The 21312-nt window shown below is 66.0% G+C and carries 16 protein-coding genes; 12 read left to right on the forward strand and 4 right to left on the reverse strand.

Annotated features, from left to right (window positions below; translation table 11 throughout):
- Positions 1-260 precede the first annotated feature (260 nt).
- The 6 genes from rimP to typA all read left to right on the forward strand — a co-directional run bounded on the left by rimP (position 261) and on the right by typA (position 8419).
- Positions 261-764 (forward strand): ribosome maturation factor RimP, encoded by a 504-nt coding sequence (gene rimP, locus ACN6O8_RS01845; RefSeq protein ID WP_427989376.1) that lies wholly within the window; start codon positions 261-263, stop codon positions 762-764.
- Positions 761-2239 (forward strand): transcription termination factor NusA, encoded by a 1479-nt coding sequence (gene nusA, locus ACN6O8_RS01850; RefSeq protein WP_427989377.1) that lies wholly within the window; start codon positions 761-763, stop codon positions 2237-2239. The genes rimP and nusA overlap by 4 nt, the downstream gene beginning before the upstream one ends.
- 92 nt (positions 2240-2331) lie before the next feature.
- On the forward strand, positions 2332-5385 hold the full coding sequence (infB, locus tag ACN6O8_RS01855) for a translation initiation factor IF-2 (RefSeq protein ID WP_427989378.1): 3054 nt from the start codon (positions 2332-2334) through the stop codon (positions 5383-5385).
- Between the two features lie 23 nt (positions 5386-5408).
- A complete protein-coding gene (rbfA, locus tag ACN6O8_RS01860) occupies positions 5409-5810 on the forward strand; it encodes a 30S ribosome-binding factor RbfA (protein ID WP_006388333.1) in 402 nt (133 codons plus the stop codon).
- 39 nt (positions 5811-5849) lie between these two features.
- A complete protein-coding gene (gene truB / locus ACN6O8_RS01865; RefSeq protein WP_427989379.1) occupies positions 5850-6599 on the forward strand; it encodes a tRNA pseudouridine(55) synthase TruB in 750 nt (249 codons plus the stop codon).
- Complete coding sequence (gene typA, locus ACN6O8_RS01870) at positions 6596-8419, forward strand: translational GTPase TypA (protein ID WP_427989380.1); 1824 nt, start codon at positions 6596-6598, stop codon at positions 8417-8419. The genes truB and typA overlap by 4 nt, the downstream gene beginning before the upstream one ends.
- A gap of 149 nt (positions 8420-8568) precedes the next feature.
- Here typA and ACN6O8_RS01875 read toward each other — a convergent pair whose 3' ends face one another.
- The gene (locus tag ACN6O8_RS01875; protein WP_427989381.1) at positions 8569-8961 is read right to left on the reverse strand and encodes a tautomerase family protein; all 393 of its coding nucleotides are present in this window, start codon (positions 8959-8961) and stop codon (positions 8569-8571) included.
- A 106-nt stretch (positions 8962-9067) separates the two neighbouring features.
- Here ACN6O8_RS01875 and ACN6O8_RS01880 point away from each other — a divergent pair, with 106 nt between their 5' ends.
- Positions 9068-9928 carry a LysR family transcriptional regulator gene (locus ACN6O8_RS01880; RefSeq protein ID WP_427989382.1) on the forward strand — a complete coding sequence of 287 codons (861 nt, stop codon included), beginning with the start codon at positions 9068-9070 and terminating at the stop codon, positions 9926-9928.
- Between the two features lie 168 nt (positions 9929-10096).
- A complete protein-coding gene (locus ACN6O8_RS01885) occupies positions 10097-11521 on the forward strand; it encodes a M20 family metallopeptidase (RefSeq protein ID WP_427989383.1) in 1425 nt (474 codons plus the stop codon).
- 67 nt (positions 11522-11588) lie between these two features.
- Here the strand turns inward: ACN6O8_RS01885 and ACN6O8_RS01890 are convergent, their stop codons facing one another.
- Positions 11589-12215, reverse strand: a complete 627-nt coding sequence (locus ACN6O8_RS01890) for a TIGR00730 family Rossman fold protein (RefSeq protein WP_427989385.1) — start codon at positions 12213-12215, stop codon at positions 11589-11591.
- Between the two features lie 88 nt (positions 12216-12303).
- Here ACN6O8_RS01890 and polA point away from each other — a divergent pair, with 88 nt between their 5' ends.
- From polA to ACN6O8_RS01905, 3 genes are all read left to right on the forward strand, one after another.
- A complete protein-coding gene (polA, locus tag ACN6O8_RS01895; RefSeq protein ID WP_427989386.1) occupies positions 12304-15021 on the forward strand; it encodes a DNA polymerase I in 2718 nt (905 codons plus the stop codon).
- 123 nt (positions 15022-15144) lie between these two features.
- Positions 15145-15984, forward strand: a complete 840-nt coding sequence (locus ACN6O8_RS01900) for a ZIP family metal transporter (RefSeq protein WP_427989387.1) — start codon at positions 15145-15147, stop codon at positions 15982-15984.
- Between the two features lie 116 nt (positions 15985-16100).
- The gene (locus tag ACN6O8_RS01905; protein ID WP_427989388.1) at positions 16101-16889 is read left to right on the forward strand and encodes a dienelactone hydrolase family protein; all 789 of its coding nucleotides are present in this window, start codon (positions 16101-16103) and stop codon (positions 16887-16889) included.
- 141 nt (positions 16890-17030) lie between these two features.
- Here ACN6O8_RS01905 and ACN6O8_RS01910 read toward each other — a convergent pair whose 3' ends face one another.
- Complete coding sequence (locus ACN6O8_RS01910; RefSeq protein ID WP_427989389.1) at positions 17031-18692, reverse strand: Na/Pi cotransporter family protein; 1662 nt, start codon at positions 18690-18692, stop codon at positions 17031-17033.
- A 175-nt stretch (positions 18693-18867) separates the two neighbouring features.
- Between ACN6O8_RS01910 and ACN6O8_RS01915 the strand changes: the two genes are divergently transcribed.
- A complete protein-coding gene (locus ACN6O8_RS01915) occupies positions 18868-20259 on the forward strand; it encodes an L-serine ammonia-lyase (RefSeq protein ID WP_427989390.1) in 1392 nt (463 codons plus the stop codon).
- A gap of 69 nt (positions 20260-20328) precedes the next feature.
- Here ACN6O8_RS01915 and htpX read toward each other — a convergent pair whose 3' ends face one another.
- Positions 20329-21210, reverse strand: a complete 882-nt coding sequence (htpX, locus tag ACN6O8_RS01920) for a protease HtpX (protein WP_006388347.1) — start codon at positions 21208-21210, stop codon at positions 20329-20331.
- Positions 21211-21312 lie beyond the last annotated feature (102 nt).

Consider the following 21312-nt stretch of genomic DNA (forward strand, 5'->3'; position numbering starts at 1 on the left):
GCGCGCTGGAATGCATGTAATTGCGTGCATCCTGGCTGTGGCGATTGGCACGGCGGGTGGGGCGGCAGATGTGGCAAGTGGACACGGACAGCGCGGACACGGAAAGCGAAGCTGGCGCAGGTGCCGCAAGGGCGGCGCGGGCCGAAAATTAGGTCGCAATATAGGGCACCGCCCGGCATTGCTCCTTACGTGCAGTAAGGTGGCGGCTGGGCACTGTGCAATACGGTGGGCTGGGCGTGCAGCCCATTTTTTTTGAGTATATGGCTGATTTATTCGCATTGACCGAAGAGGCACTGGCCGGCATGGGCGTCGAACTCGTTGACGTCGAACGTGCCGCGCTGGGCCTTTTGCGCGTCACGATCGATCGGGTCGGCGGTGTGCGCATCGAAGACTGCGAGCAGGTGTCCCGCCAATTGTCGCGGGTCTATGAGGTCGAGAACATCGACTACAAGCGCCTCGAGGTCGGGTCGCCGGGCGTGGATCGCCCGCTGCGCACCGAGGCCGAGTTCCGCCGGTTCGCAGGCGAGCGCATCGAAATCAAGCTGCGCGAAGCATTGGACGGCCGCAAGGTCTTCTCGGGCACGTTGACCGTGCCGGAAGACGACGCCGCTGCTTCCGACGCGGCTGCTGGCATGCACAAGACCGTGTTCGGTCTCGAATTTGAGGCAAAAAAGAACGAAGTCCAGGTGTTGAATTTCACGGTCGAAGACATCGAGCGTGCAAAACTGGATCCCGTTCTGGATTTCAAGGGCAAAAAGCGATGAGTCGCGAAATTCTTCTGTTGGTCGATGCCTTGGCGCGTGAAAAGAACGTCACGCGTGACGTCGTGTTCGGCGCTCTCGAAAGTGCGCTGGCCTCGGCCATGAAAAAGCGCTTCAAGGATGATGCGGACATTCGTGTTTCCATCGATAGGGAAACGGGAGACCACGAAGGCTTCCGCCGTTGGCTGGTCGTGCCCGACGAGGCCGGCCTGCAAGAACCCGACAAGCAGGAAATGCTGTCGGACGCGGAGGAAATCGTCCCCGGCATCAAGGAAGGCGAGTACATCGAAGAGCCCCTGGAGCCCATCGAGTTCGGCCGCATCGGCGCCCAGGCCGCCAAGCAGGCGATCCTGCAAAAGATCCGCGACGCCGAGCGCGAACAGGTGCTGAACGACTTCCTGGACCGTGGTGAAACCATCGTTTCCGGCACGATCAAGCGCATGGACAAGGGCGACGCCATCGTTGAAACCGGCAAGATCGAAGCGCGCCTGCCGCGCTCCGAAATGATCCCCAAGGAAAACCTGCGGGTTGCCGATCGCGTGCGCGCCTTCGTGTTGCGTGTGGACCACGCCGCGCGTGGCCAGCAGGTCATCCTGTCGCGCACGTCGCCCGAGTTCATCCGCCAGCTGTTCGAGAACGAAGTGCCCGAGATCGAGCAGGGTCTGCTCGAGATCAAGGCCGCTGCCCGCGATGCCGGCGTGCGTGCGAAGATCGCCGTCGTGGCATACGATAAGCGTATCGATCCCATCGGGACGTGCGTGGGCATGCGCGGTTCGCGCGTGACCGCCGTGCGCAACGAACTCGGCGGCGAGCAGGTCGACATCGTGCTGTGGTCGGAAGACCCCGCGCAGTTCGTCATCGGCGCGCTGGCGCCGGCCAACGTCGAATCCATCGTCGTCGATGAAGACAAGCATGCGATGGACGTCGTGGTGGACGAGGAAAACCTGCCGAAGGCCATCGGCGCCAAGGGCCAGAACGTGCGCCTGGCATCCGAACTGACCGGCTGGCAGATCAACATCATGACGCCGGAAGAAAGCCTGAACCGCCAGGAAGTCGAGCGTTCGGGTCTGCGCACCACGTTCATGAGCAAGCTGGACGTCGACGAGGAAGTCGCTGACATCCTGATCGACGAAGGATTTACCGGTATCGAGGAAATCGCCTACGTGCCCATGCAGGAACTGCTGGAAATCGAGGCGTTTGACGAAGACACCATCAATGAGTTGCGCGCCCGTGCCCGCAACGCGCTGCTGACCGAGGCCATTGCCCAGGAAGAGCGCCTTGAAACGGCGCAGGATCTGCTTGAACTCGAAGGCGTGACGCCCGAACTGGCCGCCAAGCTGGCCGAGCGTCAAGTGCATACGCGTGATGATCTGGCCGAACTGGCAACGGACGAGCTGGCGGAAATCGCCGGCCTGACCGAGCAGGAAGCCAGCGACCTCATCATGCGTGCCCGCGCCCATTGGTTCGATGAAGAATAACCAAAAGGACACGGGTCTGCGGCGGAGGGCCTTCGAGTCCCCCGCTCGTTCACGTTGTTTGTAATAGCTGCATATAGGGAAGAGAGAGCCTAATGTCGAGTAACACCGTCGCCCAGTTCGCTACCGAGCTGAAAATGCCTGCCAATGTGCTGCTGGAACAGCTGCGCTCGGCCGGCGTTGACCTCAAATCGGTGGACGATTCCGTCACCGACAGCGACAAGGCGAAATTGCTCGAATCGCTGCGTCGCGCCCACGGCGCGACCGAAGGCAAGAAGATCACCCTGACGCGCCGCCAGACCTCCGAGATCCGCCAGGCTGATGCCACCGGCCGCTCGCGTACCATCCAGGTCGAGGTTCGCAAGAAGCGCGTGTTCGTCAAGCGTGATCCCTCCGAAATCGCCCTGGAGCAGGCCGCCAGCGCCCGCGCTGAGGAAGAAGCGACCGTCGAGGAAGCACAGCAGGTGCCCGCACCGGCCGTGCCCGAAACGGTCAAGCCGGCCGAACCGCGCGAAGCCACGCCTGCCCAGGCGCCGGCTCCGGCCCCGGTGCAAGAGCCCGCTGCTGTAGAAGCGCCCGCGCCGGTAGAAGCGGCCGCGCCTGTAGAACCCGTCGCGGCCGAAGTGCCCGCCCCCGTCGCGGCGCCCGCCGCTGAAGTCCAGGCCCAGCCTGAACCGGAACCGACGCCGGCGCCCGCTCCTGCCGAGCCCGTGGCCGAAGAGGCCAAGCCCGAAGTCAAGACTGAATCCACCGAGCCCAAGGCTGAAGAAGCCAAGCCGGAACCCGTTGTGCTAGCCAATAAGTCCGAACCATCGTCATCGCAGGCCGCCGCGCCTGTCGCCGCGCAGGTGCCGCCTGCCGCGAAATCCGAATCCGTCAAATCCGCCGCGAAGCCCGCCGAGCCCGCCGCGCCTGCCGTCAAGGTGGGCAACCGTGCCGACAATCGCCGCGCCGGCCCGCCGCTCGCCGCCTCCGCCACCGGCGCTGGCCGCGACGAAGCCCGCCGTGCCGCCGAGGCCGAAGCCGCCGCCCTGCGCGAGATGCTGAACCGTCCGCGCAAGGTGCTGCGCGCCCCCGAACCGGAAGCGCCCGCCGCCGCGGCCGCGCCGATCTCGGGCACGCTGCACAAGCCGGCCGGCAAGGCCAATGCCGCCCCGGGCGCCAAGAAGGACGCCAAGCCCGCCGCGCCGGGCACCAAGAAGACCATCAAGACCGCCGAAGTCGCTTCGACCTGGTCCGATGACGCCTCGCGCAAGAAACCGGCCGACAAGCCGGCGGCGCCGGCCAGCCGTGACGGCTGGCGTGCCGGTGGCAAGGGCGGTGGCAAGAGTGGCGGCCGCGGTGGCCGCAACCAGCAGAACGACCGCCGCAACGAGCCGGCGCCGCAGGAATTCATCGCGCGTGAAGTGCACGTGCCGGAAACCATCAGCGTGGCCGACCTGGCTCACAAGATGTCCGTCAAGGCCGCCGAAGTCATCAAGCAGTTGATGAAGCTGGGCCAGATGGTCACCATCAACCAGGTACTGGACCAGGAAACGGCCATGATCGTGGTCGAGGAACTGGGCCACGTGGCGATCGCCGCCAAGCTCGACGACCCGGAAGCCTTCCTGGACGAAACCGCCAGCGTGTCGGAAGCCGAACAACTGCCGCGCGCCCCGGTGGTGACCGTGATGGGCCACGTCGACCATGGCAAGACCTCGCTGCTGGACTACATCCGCCGCGCCAAGGTCGCCGCGGGCGAAGCCGGCGGCATTACGCAGCACATCGGCGCCTACCACGTGGAAACCGAGCGTGGCATGGTGACCTTCCTGGATACCCCGGGCCACGAGGCGTTCACCGCCATGCGTGCCCGTGGCGCCAAGGCCACCGACATCGTCATCCTGGTCTGCGCGGCCGACGACGGCGTGATGCCGCAGACGCGCGAAGCCATCCACCATGCCAAGGCCGCGGGCGTGCCTATGGTGGTGGCCATGACCAAGATCGACAAGCCCAGCGCCAACCCCGAGCGGGTCAAGCAGGAACTGGTCGCCGAGGAAGTGGTGCCGGAAGAGTACGGCGGCGACGTGCCGTTCGTGCCGGTGTCGGCCAAGACCGGCGAGGGCATCGATGCGCTGCTCGAAAACGTGCTGCTGCAAGCCGAACTGCTGGAGCTGAAGGCGCCGGTCGATGCGCCCGCCAAGGGCCTGGTGATCGAAGCCCGTCTGGACAAGGGTCGCGGCCCGGTCGCGACCATCCTGGTCCAGAGCGGCACGCTGAACCGCGGCGACGTGGTGCTGGCTGGCGCGAGCTTCGGCCGCGTCCGCGCCATGCTCGACGAGAACGGCAAGCCGATCCAGGCCGCCGGCCCGTCGATCCCGGTGGAAATCCAGGGCCTGACCGAAGTGCCGGCCGCCGGCGACGAACTGATGGTGCTGTCCGACGAGCGCAAGGCGCGCGAAATCGCGCTGTTCCGCCAGGGCAAGTTCCGCGACGTCAAGCTGGCGCGCCAGCAGGCCGCCAAGCTGGAATCGATGTTCGACAACCTGGGCGAAGGCACCCAGACCCTGGCGCTGATCGTCAAGACCGACGTGCAGGGTTCGCAGGAAGCGCTGGTGCAGTCGCTGACCAAGCTGTCGACCGACGAAGTGCGCGTGCAAGTGGTGCACGCCGCCGTGGGCGGCATCTCGGAAAGCGACATCAACCTGGCGATCGCCTCGAACGCCGTGGTGATCGGCTTCAACGTCCGCGCCGAAGCCAGCGCCAAGAAGCTGGCCGAGACCAACGGCATCGACGTGCGCTACTACAACATCATCTACGACGCCGTGGACGAAGTGAAGGCGGCCATGTCGGGCATGCTGGCGCCCGAAAAGAAGGAAGAGATCATCGGCCTGGTCGAGATCCGCGAGGTCTACAGCATCTCCCGCATCGGCAACATCGCCGGTTGCATGGTGCTCGACGGCCTGGTGCGTCGCGATTCGCAGGTCCGCCTGCTGCGCAACAACGTGGTTCAATGGACCGGCCAGCTCGATTCGCTGCGCCGCTTCAAGGACGACGTCAAGGAAGTCAAGTCGGGCTTCGATTGCGGTCTTACGCTGCGCGGCAACAACGACATCCAGGTGGGCGACCAGCTGGAAGTCTTTGAAATCAAGGAAATCGCGCGTACGCTGTAAAGCGTCGCGAGGCATTATTTCTAATGAGCCGTCATAAGTCCAAAGCCATCCCCGGCCGCAATCTGCGGCTGGCCGACCAGATCCAGAAGGATCTGGCCGGGATCATCCAGCGCGAGATCGACACGACCCGCGCTGGCTTGATCACGCTCTCCGGTGTGGAACTGTCGACCGACTACGCGCATGCCAAGGTATATTTTACGGTCCTGGGCGCCGAGCCCGAGGCCGCGACCGCCTTGCTGAACGAGAAGGCCGGCTGGCTGCACTCCCAGCTTTACAAGCTGCTGCACATTCATACTGTCCCCACTTTGCGCTTCTTCCACGACGAGCAGATTGCCCGTGGTATCGAAATGTCGATCCTCATCGACCGCGCAAACCGGCCCGGCCCGCACTCGGGCGTGCCCGACGAACCTGAAGACCAGTCCTGATCGGGCTGTCGTCACTGCTTTAATTTCCGGATTCCGACGATGGCTAAACGACGCGGGCTTGCGCTCGACGGTGTGCTGTTGCTCGACAAACCCGTGGGTTTGTCGAGTAATCACGCCTTGCAACGCGCCAAGCGTGCCATGGACGCGGCGAAAGCCGGCCATACCGGCACCCTCGACCCCTTCGCCACTGGCCTGCTGGTGTGCTGCATGGGACGGGCGACAAAAATTTCCGGCGCGATGCTTGACGCCGACAAGGCGTATCGCGCTACGCTGCAATTTGGCGAGGAAACCGATTCCGGCGACCTGACCGGCAATGTGGTGGCCACCGCCGCGCCCGGCTTCGTGATCCAGGAGCAGGCGCTGCGCGATGCGCTGTCACGATTCTCCGGCACGATTGAGCAGATTCCGCCCATGTATTCGGCGCTCAAGCGCGACGGCAAGCCGCTGTACGAATACGCGCGGCAGGGCATCGAGCTGGAACGCCCGCCGCGGCAGATTACGATTTACCGCATCGACCTGCTATCCCTGAACGGGACGCAGGCAGAGATCGATGTGGCTTGCAGTAAAGGCACATACATCCGGACGCTGGCCCAGGACATCGGGCGCGCGCTGGGCTGTTACGCCCACCTGGCGGCGCTGCGGCGCACGCACGTCGGGCCATTTTCTCTGGAACGCGCCGTTGCGCTGGATGCCTTGCAGGCGATGCCAGACCCGAAGCAGGCATTGCTTGCACTGAACGAATTGCCGGCGGGCTTGCTGCCCGCCACCACCTTAAAGGACTCGCTATGACTCGCGCCTTGCGCAACGTCGCCATCATCGCCCACGTGGACCACGGTAAAACCACCCTGGTCGACCAGCTGCTGCGCCAATCCGGCACCTTCCGCGAAAACCAGGCGCTGACCGAACGGGTCATGGACTCGAACGATCTGGAAAAAGAACGCGGCATCACGATTCTGGCCAAGAACTGTGCCGTTGAATACGAAGGCACGCACATCAACATCGTCGACACCCCGGGGCACGCGGACTTCGGTGGCGAAGTCGAGCGCGTGCTGTCGATGGTCGACGGCGTGCTGCTGCTGGTCGATGCCGTCGAAGGCCCGATGCCGCAGACCATTTTCGTGACCCGCAAGGCGCTGGCCCTGGGCCTGAAGCCCATCGTGGTGGTCAACAAGGTCGACCGCCCGGGCGCCCGCACCGATTTCGTGATCAACGCCACTTTCGACCTGTTCGACAAGCTGGGCGCGACCGACGAGCAGTTGGACTTCCCGGTGGTGTACGCCTCGGGCCTGTCCGGCTACGCCGGCCTGACCCCGGACGTGCGCGAAGGCGACATGCGTCCGTTGTTCGAAGCCATTCTGCAGTACGTGCCGCAGCGTGACGACGATCCCAACGGCCCGCTGCAGATGCAGATCATCTCGCTGGACTACAACAGCTACGTCGGCAAGATCGGCGTGGGCCGCATCAACCGCGGCCGCATGCGCCCCGGCATGGAAGTGGCCTACAAGTTCGGCCCCGAAGGCCAGGGCGGCCGCGGCCGCATCAACCAGGTGCTGAAGTTCCACGGCCTGGAGCGCGTCGTGGTGGATGAAGCCGAAGCCGGCGACATCGTGCTGATCAACGGTATCGAAGACCTGGGCATCGGCTGCACCGTGACCGACCCGGTGACGCAGGACGTGCTGCCGATGCTGCGCATCGACGAGCCGACGCTGACCATGAACTTCATGGTCAATACTTCGCCGCTGGCCGGCCGTGAAGGCAAGTTCGTCACCAGCCGCCAGCTGCGCGACCGCCTCGATCGCGAACTGAAGTCGAACGTGGCGCTGCGCGTGCGCGACACCGGTGACGACACCGTGTTCGAGGTGTCGGGCCGTGGCGAACTGCACCTGACCATTCTGCTGGAAACGATGCGCCGCGAAGGCTACGAGCTGGCCGTGTCGCGTCCGCGCGTGGTGTTCAAGGAAGTCGACGGCGTCAAGTGCGAGCCGTTCGAGTCGCTGACCATCGACGTCGAAGACGCCCACCAGGGCGGCGTGATGGAAGAACTGGGCCGCCGCAAGGGCGATCTGCAGGACATGCAGCCGGACGGCCGTGGCCGCACCCGCCTGGAATACCTGATTCCCGCCCGTGGCCTGATCGGCTTCCAGAACGAGTTCCTGACGCTGACGCGCGGCACCGGCCTGATGAGCCACATCTTCCACGAATACGCGCCCATCAAGGAAGGCTCGATCGGCGAGCGCCGCAACGGCGTGCTGATCAGCCAGGACAACGGCGACGCCGTGGCCTACGCGCTGTGGAAGCTGCAGGATCGCGGCCGCATGTTCGTGAACCCGGGCGATGCGCTGTACGAAGGCATGATCATCGGCATCCACAGCCGCGACAACGACCTGGTCGTGAACCCGATCAAGGGCAAGCAGCTGACCAACGTGCGCGCCTCGGGCACCGACGAAGCCGTGCGCCTGGTGCCGCCGATCCAGATGTCGCTGGAATACGCCGTGGAATTCATCGACGACGACGAACTGGTCGAAATCACGCCCAAGTCGATCCGCCTGCGCAAGCGCCACCTGCAGGAAAACGAGCGCAAGCGCGCCGCGCGCGAATCCGCGGTCTGAGTCTGGCGGGGCGGGAGCCCCGCCATGCCGGGATCGGAAAAGCCGCACACCTTTCGGGGTGCGCGGCTTTTTTTCGTCGATGGCCAGGCTTTGCCAGGCGCCGGGGCGGGGTGGCGTTGGCGCGATCCGGCGCTCGCGACGCGCGGGTCTCAGGCGTGTTGGTGGCGATATTCCTGTGTCTTGCCGCCATAGCCATAGGCTGCCGCGCGCGCGTCGATGACGTGCACGTAGGAGCATTCGTGCAGCTCACCCAGGATATCGCTGAAGGACGCGTAGATATCCTGGATGAAGCGCGCCTTCTCGGCCTTGGTGTTGGTCTCGTCGGTGACGCTGATATCCAGGTGGAAGGCGTTTTTGCCCAGTTCGGACAAGGCCCGCGCGCCGATGAACCATTGGTCGTGGGGAATGTATTGCAAGGTGATGGCGATCACCGGCGGCTTTTTGCCGAGCACCGATTCGGTCAGACCGGCGACTGCGTCGACGATGCGGCGGTTGCGGGCGGGGTCGGGCTGGCCGGAAACGTGGACGACGATGTGGGGCATGACAGGCTCCTTGGGTGAGGGGAATGGAGCCAGTTTAGGGACGGGATTGACATCGGAAAAGCGGGAATTTACGATTTTAACCATCGTTAAAACCGTTGAATAGGCCATGTCCGGATTCGATCTCGACCAGTTGCGCACGCTGGTGGCCGTGCTGGATGCGGGAAGCCTGACGGCGGCCGCGCCCAAGGTGTTTCTGTCGCAATCGTCGGTCAGCGAGCAGATGCGCAAGCTGGAGGAGCGTGCCGGCCAGCCGCTGCTGATCCGTGGCAAGGCCGGCGTGATCGCCACCCCGGCTGGCGAGCGCCTGCTGGCCCATGCGCGCGCCATCCTGGCGCTCAGCGACGAGGCCTACCGCGATCTGCGCGGCGTGGCGCTGCGCGGCGAGTTGCGCTTGTGCATCACCGATTACTTTCGCCCCGGCGACGTGGCGCGGCTGTTGCGGCGCCTGAACGAACAGTATCCCCAGGTGCGCATGCACGTCACCATCATGAAGAGCGGCACGATCGAGGCCGCCTACGAGCGTGGCGAGGTCGATGTCGGAATCTCGATGGTGATCCAGGAACGCGGCGCGTTGAAGGGCCGGGCGCGGGGGCCGCTGCTGCGGCGCGAATCGCTGTTGTGGATGGCGGCCGAAGGCGCGCCGGCGCCACCCGGCCCGTTGCCGTTGCTGGCGCTGCCCGAGACCTGCGCGCTGCGGCAGTATGCCGAACGGTTGCTGGCGCGACGTGCCGTGCCGTACGCGGTGGCGCACGTGGCCTCGGGGGTGGCGGGGTTGCAATTGGCGATCGCGGCGGGTCTGGGCGTGGCCTGCCTGAACGAATCGGCGCTGGCGCCCGGCATCGGCCGCCTGCAGGCGGCCGGCCTGCCTCCCTTGCCCGATGTCGAATTCCGCCTGTTGCCGCCGCGGCCGGGCGAAGACCCGTTCATTGGGCAGGCGCGCGCGGCGATCGAGCGGGCGCTGCGCTGAGCCCGCCACGGCATTCGCGTCGCGGCCGGCTCGCTTGCCGGACGCTGGCGGCCGATCGAGAAATCATTGAAACTGCTGCCATCGAGCTCGACGAATGACGTTTTGCCACTGCCGGCGATGCAGCGTGGCCGGCGCTCGCAGATCCTGTAGACCGCCACTGGAGACACGATGGGAGCCCTTGATATTCTCGCGCCGTTCATCGACGCGCGCAGCGACCGCTACGCCGAACTGAGCGACCGCATCTGGAGCCTGGCCGAACTGCGCTATGACGAGCACAAGTCGGCCGAACTGCACATTGCCATGCTGGAAGAGGCAGGTTTTCGTGTCACCCGCGACGCGGCCGGCATCCCGACTGCTTTCGTCGCCGAGGCCGGCCAGGGCGGGCCGGTGATCGGCATCCTGGGCGAATACGACGCCCTGTCGGGCCTGAGCCAGGAAAGCGGCGCCTACGCCTGCCAGCCCTCGCCGGAGACCCCCAACGGCAATGGCCATGGCTGTGGCCATCATCTGCTGGGCACGGCCGCGCATTGCGCGGCCGTGGCGGTCAAGGAGTTCCTCGCGCGCAATGGCCTGCCGGGGCGGATCCGCTTCTACGGCTGTCCGGCCGAGGAGGGCGGCTCGGGCAAGACTTTCATGGCGCGCGCCGGCCTGTTCGACGACCTGGCCGCGGCGCTGACCTGGCACCCGGCCTCGCACACCGGCATCTTCCACCAATCCTCGCTGGCCAACATCCAGGCCTATTTCCGCTTTCGCGGAGTGGCCGCGCACGCGGCCAATTCGCCGCATCTGGGGCGCAGCGCGCTGGACGCGGTGGAACTGATGAACGTGGGCGTGAATTACCTGCGCGAGCACATGGTGCCGGACGCGCGGGTGCACTACGCGGTAACCAATAGCGGCGGCATTTCGCCCAACGTGGTGCAGGCGCGCGCCGAGGTGCTGTACCTGGTGCGCGCGCCGATCAATTCGCAGGCCGCCGAATTGTACGAACGGGTCAAGAACGTGGCCCGCGGCGCGGCGCTGATGACCGGCTGCGAGCTGGAGATCGTGTTCGACAAGGCCTGCTCGAACTACATTCCCAACAGCGTGCTCAACCAGGTCATGTATGCCAACATGCAGGCGTTGCAGGGGCCCGCCTACACCGAGGGCGAGCAGCAGGCCGCGCGCCGCATGTGGGATGCGATTTCGGCCGACGACATCGACAACGCCGGCAAGAACCTGGGCGCGGTGCTGCGCAACCCGACGCCGTTGTTCAGCGGCGTGGCGCCTTACGACCCCGGCAAGCACGAGATCAGCTACGGCTCGACCGACGTCGGCGACGTCAGTTGGGTAACGCCCACGGCGCAATGCTGGGGCGCCTGCTATGCCTATGGCACGCCGTTCCATTCGTGGCAGATGGTGGCGCAGGGCAAGCTGTCGCTGGCGCACAAAGGCATGGTGCATGCGGCCAAGATCATCGCCGCGACCGCCGCCGACCTCTATGGCCAGCCCGAGACGCTGGCGCGCGCCAAGGAGGAGTTGCTGGCGATGCGTCGGGGCCAGCCATACGTGTGCCCGATTCCGGCGGAGGTGGTGCCGTCGTTCCTGCGCAAATAGACGCAAGCCGGCGGCCGCGATGCGGGGCCGCCGGGCGTTGCCGGCCAGGGGCGCGGGCTGGCGGGCGTCAGGCCGGCAGCGAGGGCGCGTACTGCGCTTCCGTGCTGACCTTCTGGTGGAATTCGACCACCTTGCGCACGACCTTGCGCGGATCGTCCTCGATGATGAACAGATCCAGGTCGTGCGCGCCGATCATGCCATTGCCCAGCACCTGGCCGCCCAGCCATTCGACCAGGCCGGACCAGTACTCGCTGCCCACCAGCACGATGGGCGCGGGCGGGACTTTGCCGGTCTGGATCAGGGTCAGCGCTTCGAAGAGCTCGTCCAGGGTGCCGAAGCCGCCCGGCATCGCCACGTAGGCGATGCTGTGCATGAAGAACGTGGCCTTGCGCGAAAAGAAGTATTCAAACGACAGGCTGATGGTTTGATATTCGTTGTTGTGGGCCTCGTGCGGCAGGCTGATGTTCAGCCCGATGCTAGTGCCGCCGGTTTCGAAGGCGCCCTTGTTGGCGGCTTCCATGATGCCCGGGCCGCCGCCCGCGATGACCGCGAATCCCGCCTCGGCCAGCGCGGCCGAGATGGCCACGGTGGTTTCATAGTGGGGCGAGTTGCGGCTGATGCGGGCGCTGCCGAAGACACTGACCGCGGGCCCGATGTGCGCGAGCTTTTCCGCCGCCGTCCGTAACTCTGACATAATCAGCGGAATTTGTTTTTCGGCGGGCGTCGCCGCAGTTGTTGCCGCAGTTGTTGCCGCAGTTGTTGCCATATCTGCCTTTGTAACCATGAAAAAAACCTTATTGCTGGTCGACGGTTCAAGCTACTTGTACCGCGCTTTCCACGCTATGCCGGATTTGCGCAATGCGCAAGGCGAACCTACGGGTGCGCTGTATGGCGTGGTCAATATGTTGCGCAAGCTTGTATCCGACTATAAGGCAGAGTATGCCGCATGTGTTTTCGATGCGCGTGGCAAGACGTTCCGCGACGATCTGTATCCGGAGTACAAGTCGCACCGCCCGCCCATGCCGGAAGACCTGGCGGCCCAGATCGAGCCCATCCACCGCGCCGTGCGGGCACTGGGCTGGCCGGTGCTGGCCATCGAGGGCGTCGAGGCCGATGACGTGATCGGCACGCTGGCCTGCCGCGCCGCCGAACACGGCGTGCACACGGTGGTGTCCACCGGCGACAAGGACCTGGCGCAACTGGTCAACAGCCACGTCACGCTGGTCAACACCATGAGCGGCGAGGTGCTGGACGAGGCCGGCGTGCTCAACAAGTTCGGCGTGACGCCGGACCGCATCGTCGACTACCTGATGCTGGTGGGCGATACCGTCGACAACGTGCCGGGCGTGACCAAGGTCGGCCCCAAGACGGCCGCCAAGTGGATCTCCGAATTCGGGTCGATCGACAAGCTGGTCGAGGGCGCCGAGGGCATCAAGGGCGTGGCGGGTAACAACCTGCGCGATGCCATTCCCAACTTCCCGCTGACGCGCCAGTTGCTGACGGTAAAGTGCGATTGCGATCTGACCGGCTACGTCGACCGCGTCGACGACCTGACGCCGCGCGACCGCGATGTGGCCACCCTGACCGAACTCTACGAACGCTACGGTTTCCGCACTTGGCTGCGCGACCTGACCGGCGACGCCGAACGCGTGCCGACGGGCGATGCGCGCGTGGCCGCCGAGGTGCCCGCGGCGCCCGCGGAACACGATTACCGCATCATCGACGACTGGGCGGCGTTCGACGCGTGGATGGAAATGGTGGCGGCGGCGTCCCTGGTGGCCGTGGATACGGAGACCACCTCGCTGGACGAAATGCAGGCGCGGTTGGTGGGGCTGTCGATGGCGGTGGCGCCGGGCGTGGCCTGCTATATCCCGGTGGCGCACCGCGGCCCCGATGGCGCGACGCAATTGCCCAAGAACGAGGTGCTCGAACGGCTGCGCCCATGGCTGCAGGACGCCTCGCGCGCGAAACTGCTGCACCATGCCAAGTACGACACGCACGTGTTCGCCAACGAAGGCATCCGTCTGGCCGGTATCGCCGAAGACACCATGCTGCAGGCGTATGTGCTGGAGTCGCATCGCAGCGTCGGCCTGAACGACCTGGCGCAGCGTTACCTGGGCCGCAGCGGCGTCTCGTACGAGGACTTGTGCGGCAAGGGCGCCAAACAGATCGGCTTCGATGAGGTGGCGGTGGACAAGGCCGGCCATTACGCCGCCGAGGACGCCGATTTCACGCTGCAATTGCACCAGGTGCTGCGCCCGCAGGTGGCGGCCGATGCCGGACTGCAACGCATCTATCTGCTGGAGATGCAGGTGTCGGCGGTGCTGACCACGGTCGAACGCAACGGCGTCAAGGTCGATGCCGCCGAGCTGGGACGCCAGAGCCACAAGCTGGGCCAGGAAATGCTGCTGCTCGAGCAGAAGGCCTATGAGCTGGCTGGACAACCCTTCAACCTGAATTCGCCTAAGCAACTGGGGGAGATCCTGTTCGGCCGCATGCAGTTGCCGGTGGTACGCAAGACCGCCGGCGGCGCGCCGTCGACGGACGAGGAAGTGTTGAGCAAGCTGGCGCAGGACTACCCGTTGCCGCAGGTGCTGCTGGAGTACCGCGGGCTGTCCAAGCTGAAGTCCACCTACACCGACAAGCTGCCGCGCATGATCAACCCGGACACCGGCCGCGTGCACACGCACTATTCGCAGGCGGCGGTGATCACCGGCCGGCTGGCCTCGTCCGATCCCAATCTGCAGAACATCCCGGTGCGCACGGAGGCCGGGCGCCGGGTGCGCGAAGCGTTCATCGCCGAGCAGGGCATGCTGCTGTCGGCCGACTACTCGCAGATCGAACTGCGCATCATGGCGCACGTGTCGGACGACGCCAATCTGCAGCGCGCCTTCGCGGCCGGCGAGGACATCCACCGCGCCACGGCATCGGAAGTGTTCGGCGTGGCGCTGGCGGATGTGTCGTCCGAGCAGCGGCGCGCGGCCAAGGCGATCAACTTCGGCCTGATCTACGGCATGGGGGTGTTCGGCCTGGCGTCCAACCTGGGCATCACGCGCGACGCGGCGCAGGCGTATATCGACCGTTACTTCGCCCGCTATCCCGGCGTGGCGATGTACATGGAGAACACGCGCAGGGTGGCGCGCGAGCAGGGCTATGTCGAGACCGTGTTCGGCCGCCGGCTGCAACTGCCGGAGATTCGCGGCGCCTCGGGGCCGCGTCGCCAAGGCGCCGAGCGCGCGGCGATCAACGCGCCGATGCAGGGTACCGCGGCCGACCTGATCAAGATGGCGATGGTGGCGGTGCAGGACTGGCTCGAGGCCGAAAAACTGCAAACCCGCATGATCATGCAGGTGCATGACGAACTGGTGCTGGAAGCGCCCGACGCCGAGCTGGAGCTGGTCAGGAAGACCCTGCCGCGCCTGATGTGCAACGTGGCCGAGCTGCGGGTGCCGCTGGTGGCCGAGGTGGGCGTGGGCAAGAACTGGGAACAGGCGCACTGATCTTCCGGCGCGGCCGGCCGCGATGGAACCGATGGGCCGCCTGGCTGTCCGGGCGGCCTATTTCTGCTTTTGCCGGCGTAACAATATAATGTTTCGCTTCCGTTTCCAATAATACGTCCCCCAATGCTGCTGCTCTGGGTTCTGCTTGCCACCGTCACCGGTGGCCTCATCGCCGTCCTTGTCGCCAGCTGGCTGGCCTACAAGGTGTTCGCCCATTACCTGCATCACATGGTCAGCCTGTCCGTGGGGGTGCTGCTGTCGGTGGCGCTGCTACACCTGCTGCCCGAGGCTTTCGAGAGCGCTGCCGCCGATGCCCACGTGCTGTTCGGGCTGATGCTGGCGTCGCTGATCGGCTTTTTCGTGCTCGAGAAAATCGCGCTGCTGCGCCACAGCCACCATCACGAGGGCGACGGGCACCATCATCATCATGGCCACGACCGTCACGAGGCGGGGCGCGGGGGCGTGCTGATCCTGATCGGCAGTTCGCTGCACAACCTGTGCGATGGCGTGCTGGTGGCGGCTGCCTTCCTGACCGATCCGCTGCTGGGCGTGCTGACGGCGGCCTCGATCATCGTGCACGAGGTGCCGCACAAGCTGGGCGACTTCGTAGTGCTGCTCAACGCCGGTCTGGCGCGCCGTCGCGCCTTCGCGCTGATCCTGTTCACCAGCTTGTGTTCAGCCGTGGGCGGCATAATAGGCTACTTCGTGCTGCAGCAGGCCCAGGACTGGGTGCCGTACGTATTGGTGGTTGCCGCCAGCAGCTTCCTATACATCTCGGTGGCCGACCTGATGCCGCAGATGCACGAACGGGTATCCCTGGCCGATGCGGTGCCGCAGTTGTTGCTGGTGGGTGTGGGCGTGGCGCTGATCTACAGCGTGACGACCTTGATGCACCACGGACACGAGCATGACGCGGACGCCGGCCACGGCGCGGCGCGCGCGGAGCACATGCACACCCATTGAACCGTGGCGCGCGCGGTACCCGGCATTGTTTTCGAACCGGCCGGTCGTGCCGCGGGCGCCCTGATGGCGAACCGCGGGGCGTCGGCCTCGCGTTGATCCCTGCATAGGAGTTCGCCATGAGTTTTTCCGCCGCCGCCGGCAATGTCGCCCCCACTGTGATTCACACGGATTCCCTGGGACTGGTCCACGGGGATTTCCAACTGCCCGTGGCCGACGGATCCATCAGTGCCTATTACGCCGCCCCCGAGGGCCAGCGCGACCTGCCGGTGGTGCTGGTGATCCAGGAGATCTTCGGGGTGCACGAGCACATCAAGGACATCTGCCGCCGGGTCGCCAAGGCCGGCTACCTGGCCGTGGCCGCCAATCTGTACGAGCGCCAGGGCGACGCGTCGGGCTATACCGACATCCCCAAGCTGATCGCGGAGATCGTCAGCAAGGTGCCCGACGAGCAAGTGTTCGCGGACCTGGACGCCTGCGTGGCCTGGGCCGCGCAGCATGGCGGCGATCCGAAGCGGGTGGCGGTGACGGGGTTCTGCTGGGGCGGGCGCCTGACGTGGATGTATGCGGCGCACAATCCGGACCTCAAGGTGGGCGTGGCCTGGTACGGCAAGCTGAGCACGGGGCATGGGCCGCTGATCAAGCGCTATGCGTTCGATGTGGCCAACGAGTTGCATGCGCCGGTGCTGGGGCTGTACGGGGCCAAGGATGCCAGCATTCCGGTGTCGGATATCGAGATCATGAAGACGAAGCTGGCGGCGGGCAATGAGCATGCCCGGCGGTCGGCGTTCGTGGTGTATCCGCAGGCGGATCATGCGTTCATGGCGGATTACCGGGGGAATTATCAGGCCGAGGCCGCCAAGGATGGGTGGGGAAGAATGCTCGAGTGGTTCAAGCGGTATCTTTGAGGGGGATTTCCCCCCTGGGCATGATGAAGCCGCTGCGCGTTTTGCGTGGCGGTTTTTTTTCGGCGATTGTGGCTTCCTAGGCCGCCCGAAGGCGGGCCAGCCCCCTCGGGGGGCGCAAGCGCGCGCCGCGTGGGGGCTCTTTCAGTTCCCCGCTTCGCGCAGGCGGCTGGGCAGGAGTTCGCCGTGGCGGGCCAGGAGCGGGTAGGCGGCGGCGCCGACCAGGTGGGAGTTGATGCCCTTCATGTCGCGCAGGATGTCGAGGTAGAGGGCGCCGACTTCGGCGGCGTCGACCTGGCCGGCCTTGATTTTCTGCAGGTGGGCGTCGGCCGCCTGCGATTCGATGGTGCGAAAGCGCGATTTTTCGCCGGCCAGGGCGCGCGCCTGGCGCAGGTCGTCGTTGACGAACAGGGCCGCGGCCTGGCGCTGGTTGGTGATCAGTTCGCCCAGGGTGCCATCGAGGCTGGCGCGCTGTTCGGGGGAGAAGGTCCAGCCCTGTTTGCGCAGTTTGGCGATGTGGCTGAGCAGGCCGTGGTGGGCGATGTCGCCGGCGTGGCCGATGTTGCTGATGAAGGCGAGGATGTCGTCCATGCGTTGGAGATCTTCGCGCGTCATGTTCTCCTGGTCCAGCGTGGCCAGGTAGGTGGTGATGGCGTTTTCCAGTTTGTCCAGGGCGGCGTCGAGCTGGCGCGCCTGCACCATGCGGTGGCGGTTATCGCGCTTGAAGCCGGCGCGGGCGTACAGCAGCAGGGTCTGCAGCATGTCGGCCATGCGCAGCGCCTCGCGCGCGGCGTTGCCCAGGGCGACGGCGGGCACGTCGTGGGCCCACTCGTCCAGGTACTGGGGACGGGCCGGGTCGTTGGGATCGGTGCGCTTGGGCAGCCAGCGGGTCAGCAGGGCCGCATAGGGCGCCAGCAGCGGCAGGAATGCCAGCGCGATGACGGCATTGAATAGCGTGTGGAAGTTGGCGACGGCACGGGCCGGGTCGGTGGACATGTCGCTCATCAGGGGTTGCAGCCAGGGCAGCAGCACGAGGCCGGCCAACACGCCGAGAATGCGCGTCAGCAGGTTCCCCAGGGGCAGGCGGCGGGCGGCCGGGTCGTCTCCGGTGACGCCTTCGATCATGGGGTTGATGGCGGTGCCGAGGTTGGCGCCCAGCACCAGCGCGAAGGCAACGTGCGGCGCCACCATGTGGTGGCTGGCCAGCGACATGACCAGCACCACCACGGCGACGCTGGAGTGCGCCGCCCAGGTGAAGGCGGCCGATAGCAGCACGGCGGCCACCGGCTGGGTGGTCAGGGCGTCCAGGATCATGCCCAGCATGGGGGCGGTCTGGAACGGTTCGAACAGTTCGACCAACTGGTGCAGCGACAGCAGCAGCAGCCCCAGGCCGATGAAGACCCGGCCCAGGTCGCGGGTGCGGCCCGGCGGGTAGCGGCGGAACATCCAGACACCGGCCAGGATCAGGATGGGCGCCAGCGAGGTCAGGTCGAACGACAGCAACTGCACGATCAGCGTGGTGCCGACGTTGGCGCCCAGCATGGCGGCCAGGGCCGGCACCAAGCCGACCACGCCGCCGGCGGCGAAACCGGTGATCATGAGGCCGGTGGCGGTGCTGCTTTGCAGCGCGGCGGTGATGCCCAGGCCGGCGGCGAAGGCCCGCAGGCGCGTGCCCAGGGCGCGGCCGAGAGCGGCACCGAGGGCGGCGCCGAAGGCGCGCTGCACGCCTGTCTGAACCATATGGACGCCCCACAGCAGCAGGGCGACGTAGCCGGCGAAGTCAAGCAGGGTGATGAGTCCGGACATCCTGGGGCAGTTCCATTCTTTTTATGACAAGAAATAATTCTGTAATGATCGCATGCCGGGGCGGGTGGGGAAACCCGCCCCTGGAATACAGCATACGCCCCGCGGGGCTTTGCTGCGCGGCGGCGGACCTTGCGCGTATGATTGCCGGATCATTCTTGGATGCAGGGGATTTGCGGTGGCCGTTTCCGTTTTCGATCTGTTCAAAATAGGCATAGGCCCGTCGAGTTCCCACACTGTCGGCCCCATGCGGGCCGCGTTGCTGTTTGTCCAGGGTCTGGAGCGTGATGGCCTGCTGCCCAGGGTGGCGAGCGTGCGCGCCGAGCTCTATGGCTCGCTGGGTGCCACCGGCAAGGGCCACGGCACCGATAAGGGCGTGCTGCTGGGCCTGATGGGCGAGGCCCCGGATACGGTCGACCCGGCCGCCATCGCCGGCATGATCGCCTCGGTGCGGGCCAGCCGCCAGTTGCCGTTGCTGGGCCACCATCCGGTGCCCTTCGTGGAAAAGGAACACATGATGTTCTACCGCCGCGAAGCCATGGCCGAGCACCCCAACGGCATGAAATTCCACGCCTTCGACGCCGAGGGCCAGTCGCTGCGCGAGGCCCGCTACCTGTCGGTGGGCGGCGGCTTCGTGGTGACGGCGGGCGCGTCCAACAGCCAGGTCATCGCGGCGCACGACCAATTGCCTTATCCGTTCCGCACTGGCCGCGAATTGCTCGCCATGTGCCGGGAAAGCGGCCTGAGCGTGGCGCAACTGATGATGCGCAACGAGCTCACCTGGCGCGAGGCCGGCGAGGTCGCGGCCGGGCTGGATCGCATCTGGCAGGTGATGCAGGGCTGCGTCTCGCGTGGCTGTGGCATCAACTACCCCGAAGCCGACGGCGAACTGCCGGGGCCGCTGCGGGTGCGCCGCCGCGCCCCCGAGCTGTACCGCAACCTGACCCAGCGCGCCGAGCGCACGCTGTCCGATCCGCTGTCTGTAATGGACTGGGTCAACCTGTACGCCATGGCGGTGAATGAGGAAAACGCCGCCGGCGGCCGGGTGGTGACGGCCCCGACCAACGGCGCGGCGGGCATCATTCCGGCCGTGCTGCATTATTACGACCGTTTTGTCCCCGGATCCAACCGCGAGGGCGTGCGTGACTTCCTGCTGACGGCGGCGGCCGTGGGCCTGCTGTACAAGTACAACGCCTCGCTGTCCGGCGCCGAAGTCGGCTGCCAGGGCGAGGTCGGGGTGGCCTGTTCGATGGCGGCGGGCGGCCTGGCCGCGGCGCTGGGCGGCTCGGTCGAGCAGGTCGAGAACGCGGCCGAGATCGGCATGGAGCACAACCTGGGCCTGACCTGCGATCCGGTCGGCGGGCTGGTGCAGATTCCCTGTATCGAGCGTAACGCCATGGCTTCGATCAAGGCCGTCAACGCCGCCCGCATGGCGCTGCGCGGCGACGGCCAGCACTATGTGTCGCTGGATTCGGTGATCAAGACCATGCGCGAGACCGGCGCCGACATGAAGACCAAGTACAAGGAAACGGCGCGTGGCGGCCTGGCGGTGAACATCGTCGAGTGCTGACGCCGGCACGCCCCAAGCAAAAAGCCCCTTGAGCGATCAAGGGGCTTTGTTCATGGGCCTTTGCCGGGATCAGATCACGCGGGCGTTTTGCAGCGCGGCGATGCGGGCCGGGATCGGCGGGTGCGAGGCGAACATGGCCGCCAGGCCGCCCTTGCCGGTGATGCCGGAGGCTTCGAACGACTTGGGCAGCTCGCCCGGTTCCAGGCCGCCCAGGCGGGCCAGGGCGCGGATCATGGGTTCGCGGGCGCCCATCAGGTGGGCCGAGCCGGCGTCGGCACGGTACTCGCGCTGGCGCGAGAACCAGGCCACGATGATCGAGGCCAGGATGCCGAAAATGATCTCACAGACGATCACGGTGACCATGTAGCCCGGGCCGAGGCCGCGCTCGTTCTTGAACACCACGCGGTCGATGAAGTAGCCCACCACGCGCGCCAGGAACACCACGAAGGTGTTGACCACGCCCTGGATCAGGGTCAGTGTGACCATGTCGCCGTTGGCGATGTGGGCCACTTCGTGGGCCAGCACCGCGGCCACTTCCTCTTCGCTCATGCTTTCGAGCAGGCCGGTCGAGACCGCCACCAGCGAGTCGTTCTTGAAGGCGCCGGTGGCGAACGCGTTGGGCGCGCCGTCGTAGATGGCGACTTCCGGGCGGCCGATGCCGGCGCGGTCGGCGAGCTGGTGGACGGTGTCCAGCAGCCAGGCTTCGCGCTGGTTGCGCGGCGCGTTCGGATCCAGCACCTGGGCGCCGGTGCTCCATTTGGCCATGGGCTTACTGATCAACAGCGAGATGATGGCGCCGGTGAAGCCGACCACGACCGAGAAGATCAGCAGCGCCTGCAGGTTCAGGCCGTTGGCGGTCAGGTAGCGGTCTACGCCCAGGATGCGCAGCGTGGCCGACAGCACCAGCATGACGGCCAGGTTGGTAATGACGAAAAGGATGATGCGTTTCATGCTTTTTTTGTTCCTCAGCGAGCGGGACTTGTGCGGGATTGGACTATGCCGCGGCGCCGCAGTTCCCCGACCGCCGCGCCGCTCCCGGTGACGGAGAGTATA

Origin of the sequence: Achromobacter sp., assembly GCF_050285565.1 — a bacterium.
Taxonomy (GTDB): Bacteria; Pseudomonadota; Gammaproteobacteria; order Burkholderiales; family Burkholderiaceae_B; genus Achromobacter.

Excerpts from the sequence above, each read along its gene's own strand:
- ACN6O8_RS01875 (WP_427989381.1), bottom strand. The coding sequence starts at position 8,961 with ATGCCCCACATCGTCGTCCACGTTTCCGGCCAGCCCGACCCCGCCCGC.
- nusA (WP_427989377.1), top strand. The coding sequence starts at position 761 with ATGAGTCGCGAAATTCTTCTGTTGGTCGATGCCTTGGCGCGTGAAAAG.
- ACN6O8_RS01880 (WP_427989382.1), top strand. The coding sequence starts at position 9,068 with ATGTCCGGATTCGATCTCGACCAGTTGCGCACGCTGGTGGCCGTGCTG.
- ACN6O8_RS01890 (WP_427989385.1), bottom strand. The coding sequence starts at position 12,215 with ATGTCAGAGTTACGGACGGCGGCGGAAAAGCTCGCGCACATCGGGCCC.
- truB (WP_427989379.1), top strand. The coding sequence starts at position 5,850 with ATGGCTAAACGACGCGGGCTTGCGCTCGACGGTGTGCTGTTGCTCGAC.
- polA (WP_427989386.1), top strand. The coding sequence starts at position 12,304 with ATGAAAAAAACCTTATTGCTGGTCGACGGTTCAAGCTACTTGTACCGC.
- ACN6O8_RS01905 (WP_427989388.1), top strand. The coding sequence starts at position 16,101 with ATGAGTTTTTCCGCCGCCGCCGGCAATGTCGCCCCCACTGTGATTCAC.
- ACN6O8_RS01910 (WP_427989389.1), bottom strand. The coding sequence starts at position 18,692 with ATGTCCGGACTCATCACCCTGCTTGACTTCGCCGGCTACGTCGCCCTG.
- typA (WP_427989380.1), top strand. The coding sequence starts at position 6,596 with ATGACTCGCGCCTTGCGCAACGTCGCCATCATCGCCCACGTGGACCAC.
- htpX (WP_006388347.1), bottom strand. The coding sequence starts at position 21,210 with ATGAAACGCATCATCCTTTTCGTCATTACCAACCTGGCCGTCATGCTG.
- infB (WP_427989378.1), top strand. The coding sequence starts at position 2,332 with ATGTCGAGTAACACCGTCGCCCAGTTCGCTACCGAGCTGAAAATGCCT.
- rimP (WP_427989376.1), top strand. The coding sequence starts at position 261 with ATGGCTGATTTATTCGCATTGACCGAAGAGGCACTGGCCGGCATGGGC.
- ACN6O8_RS01900 (WP_427989387.1), top strand. The coding sequence starts at position 15,145 with ATGCTGCTGCTCTGGGTTCTGCTTGCCACCGTCACCGGTGGCCTCATC.
- ACN6O8_RS01885 (WP_427989383.1), top strand. The coding sequence starts at position 10,097 with ATGGGAGCCCTTGATATTCTCGCGCCGTTCATCGACGCGCGCAGCGAC.
- rbfA (WP_006388333.1), top strand. The coding sequence starts at position 5,409 with ATGAGCCGTCATAAGTCCAAAGCCATCCCCGGCCGCAATCTGCGGCTG.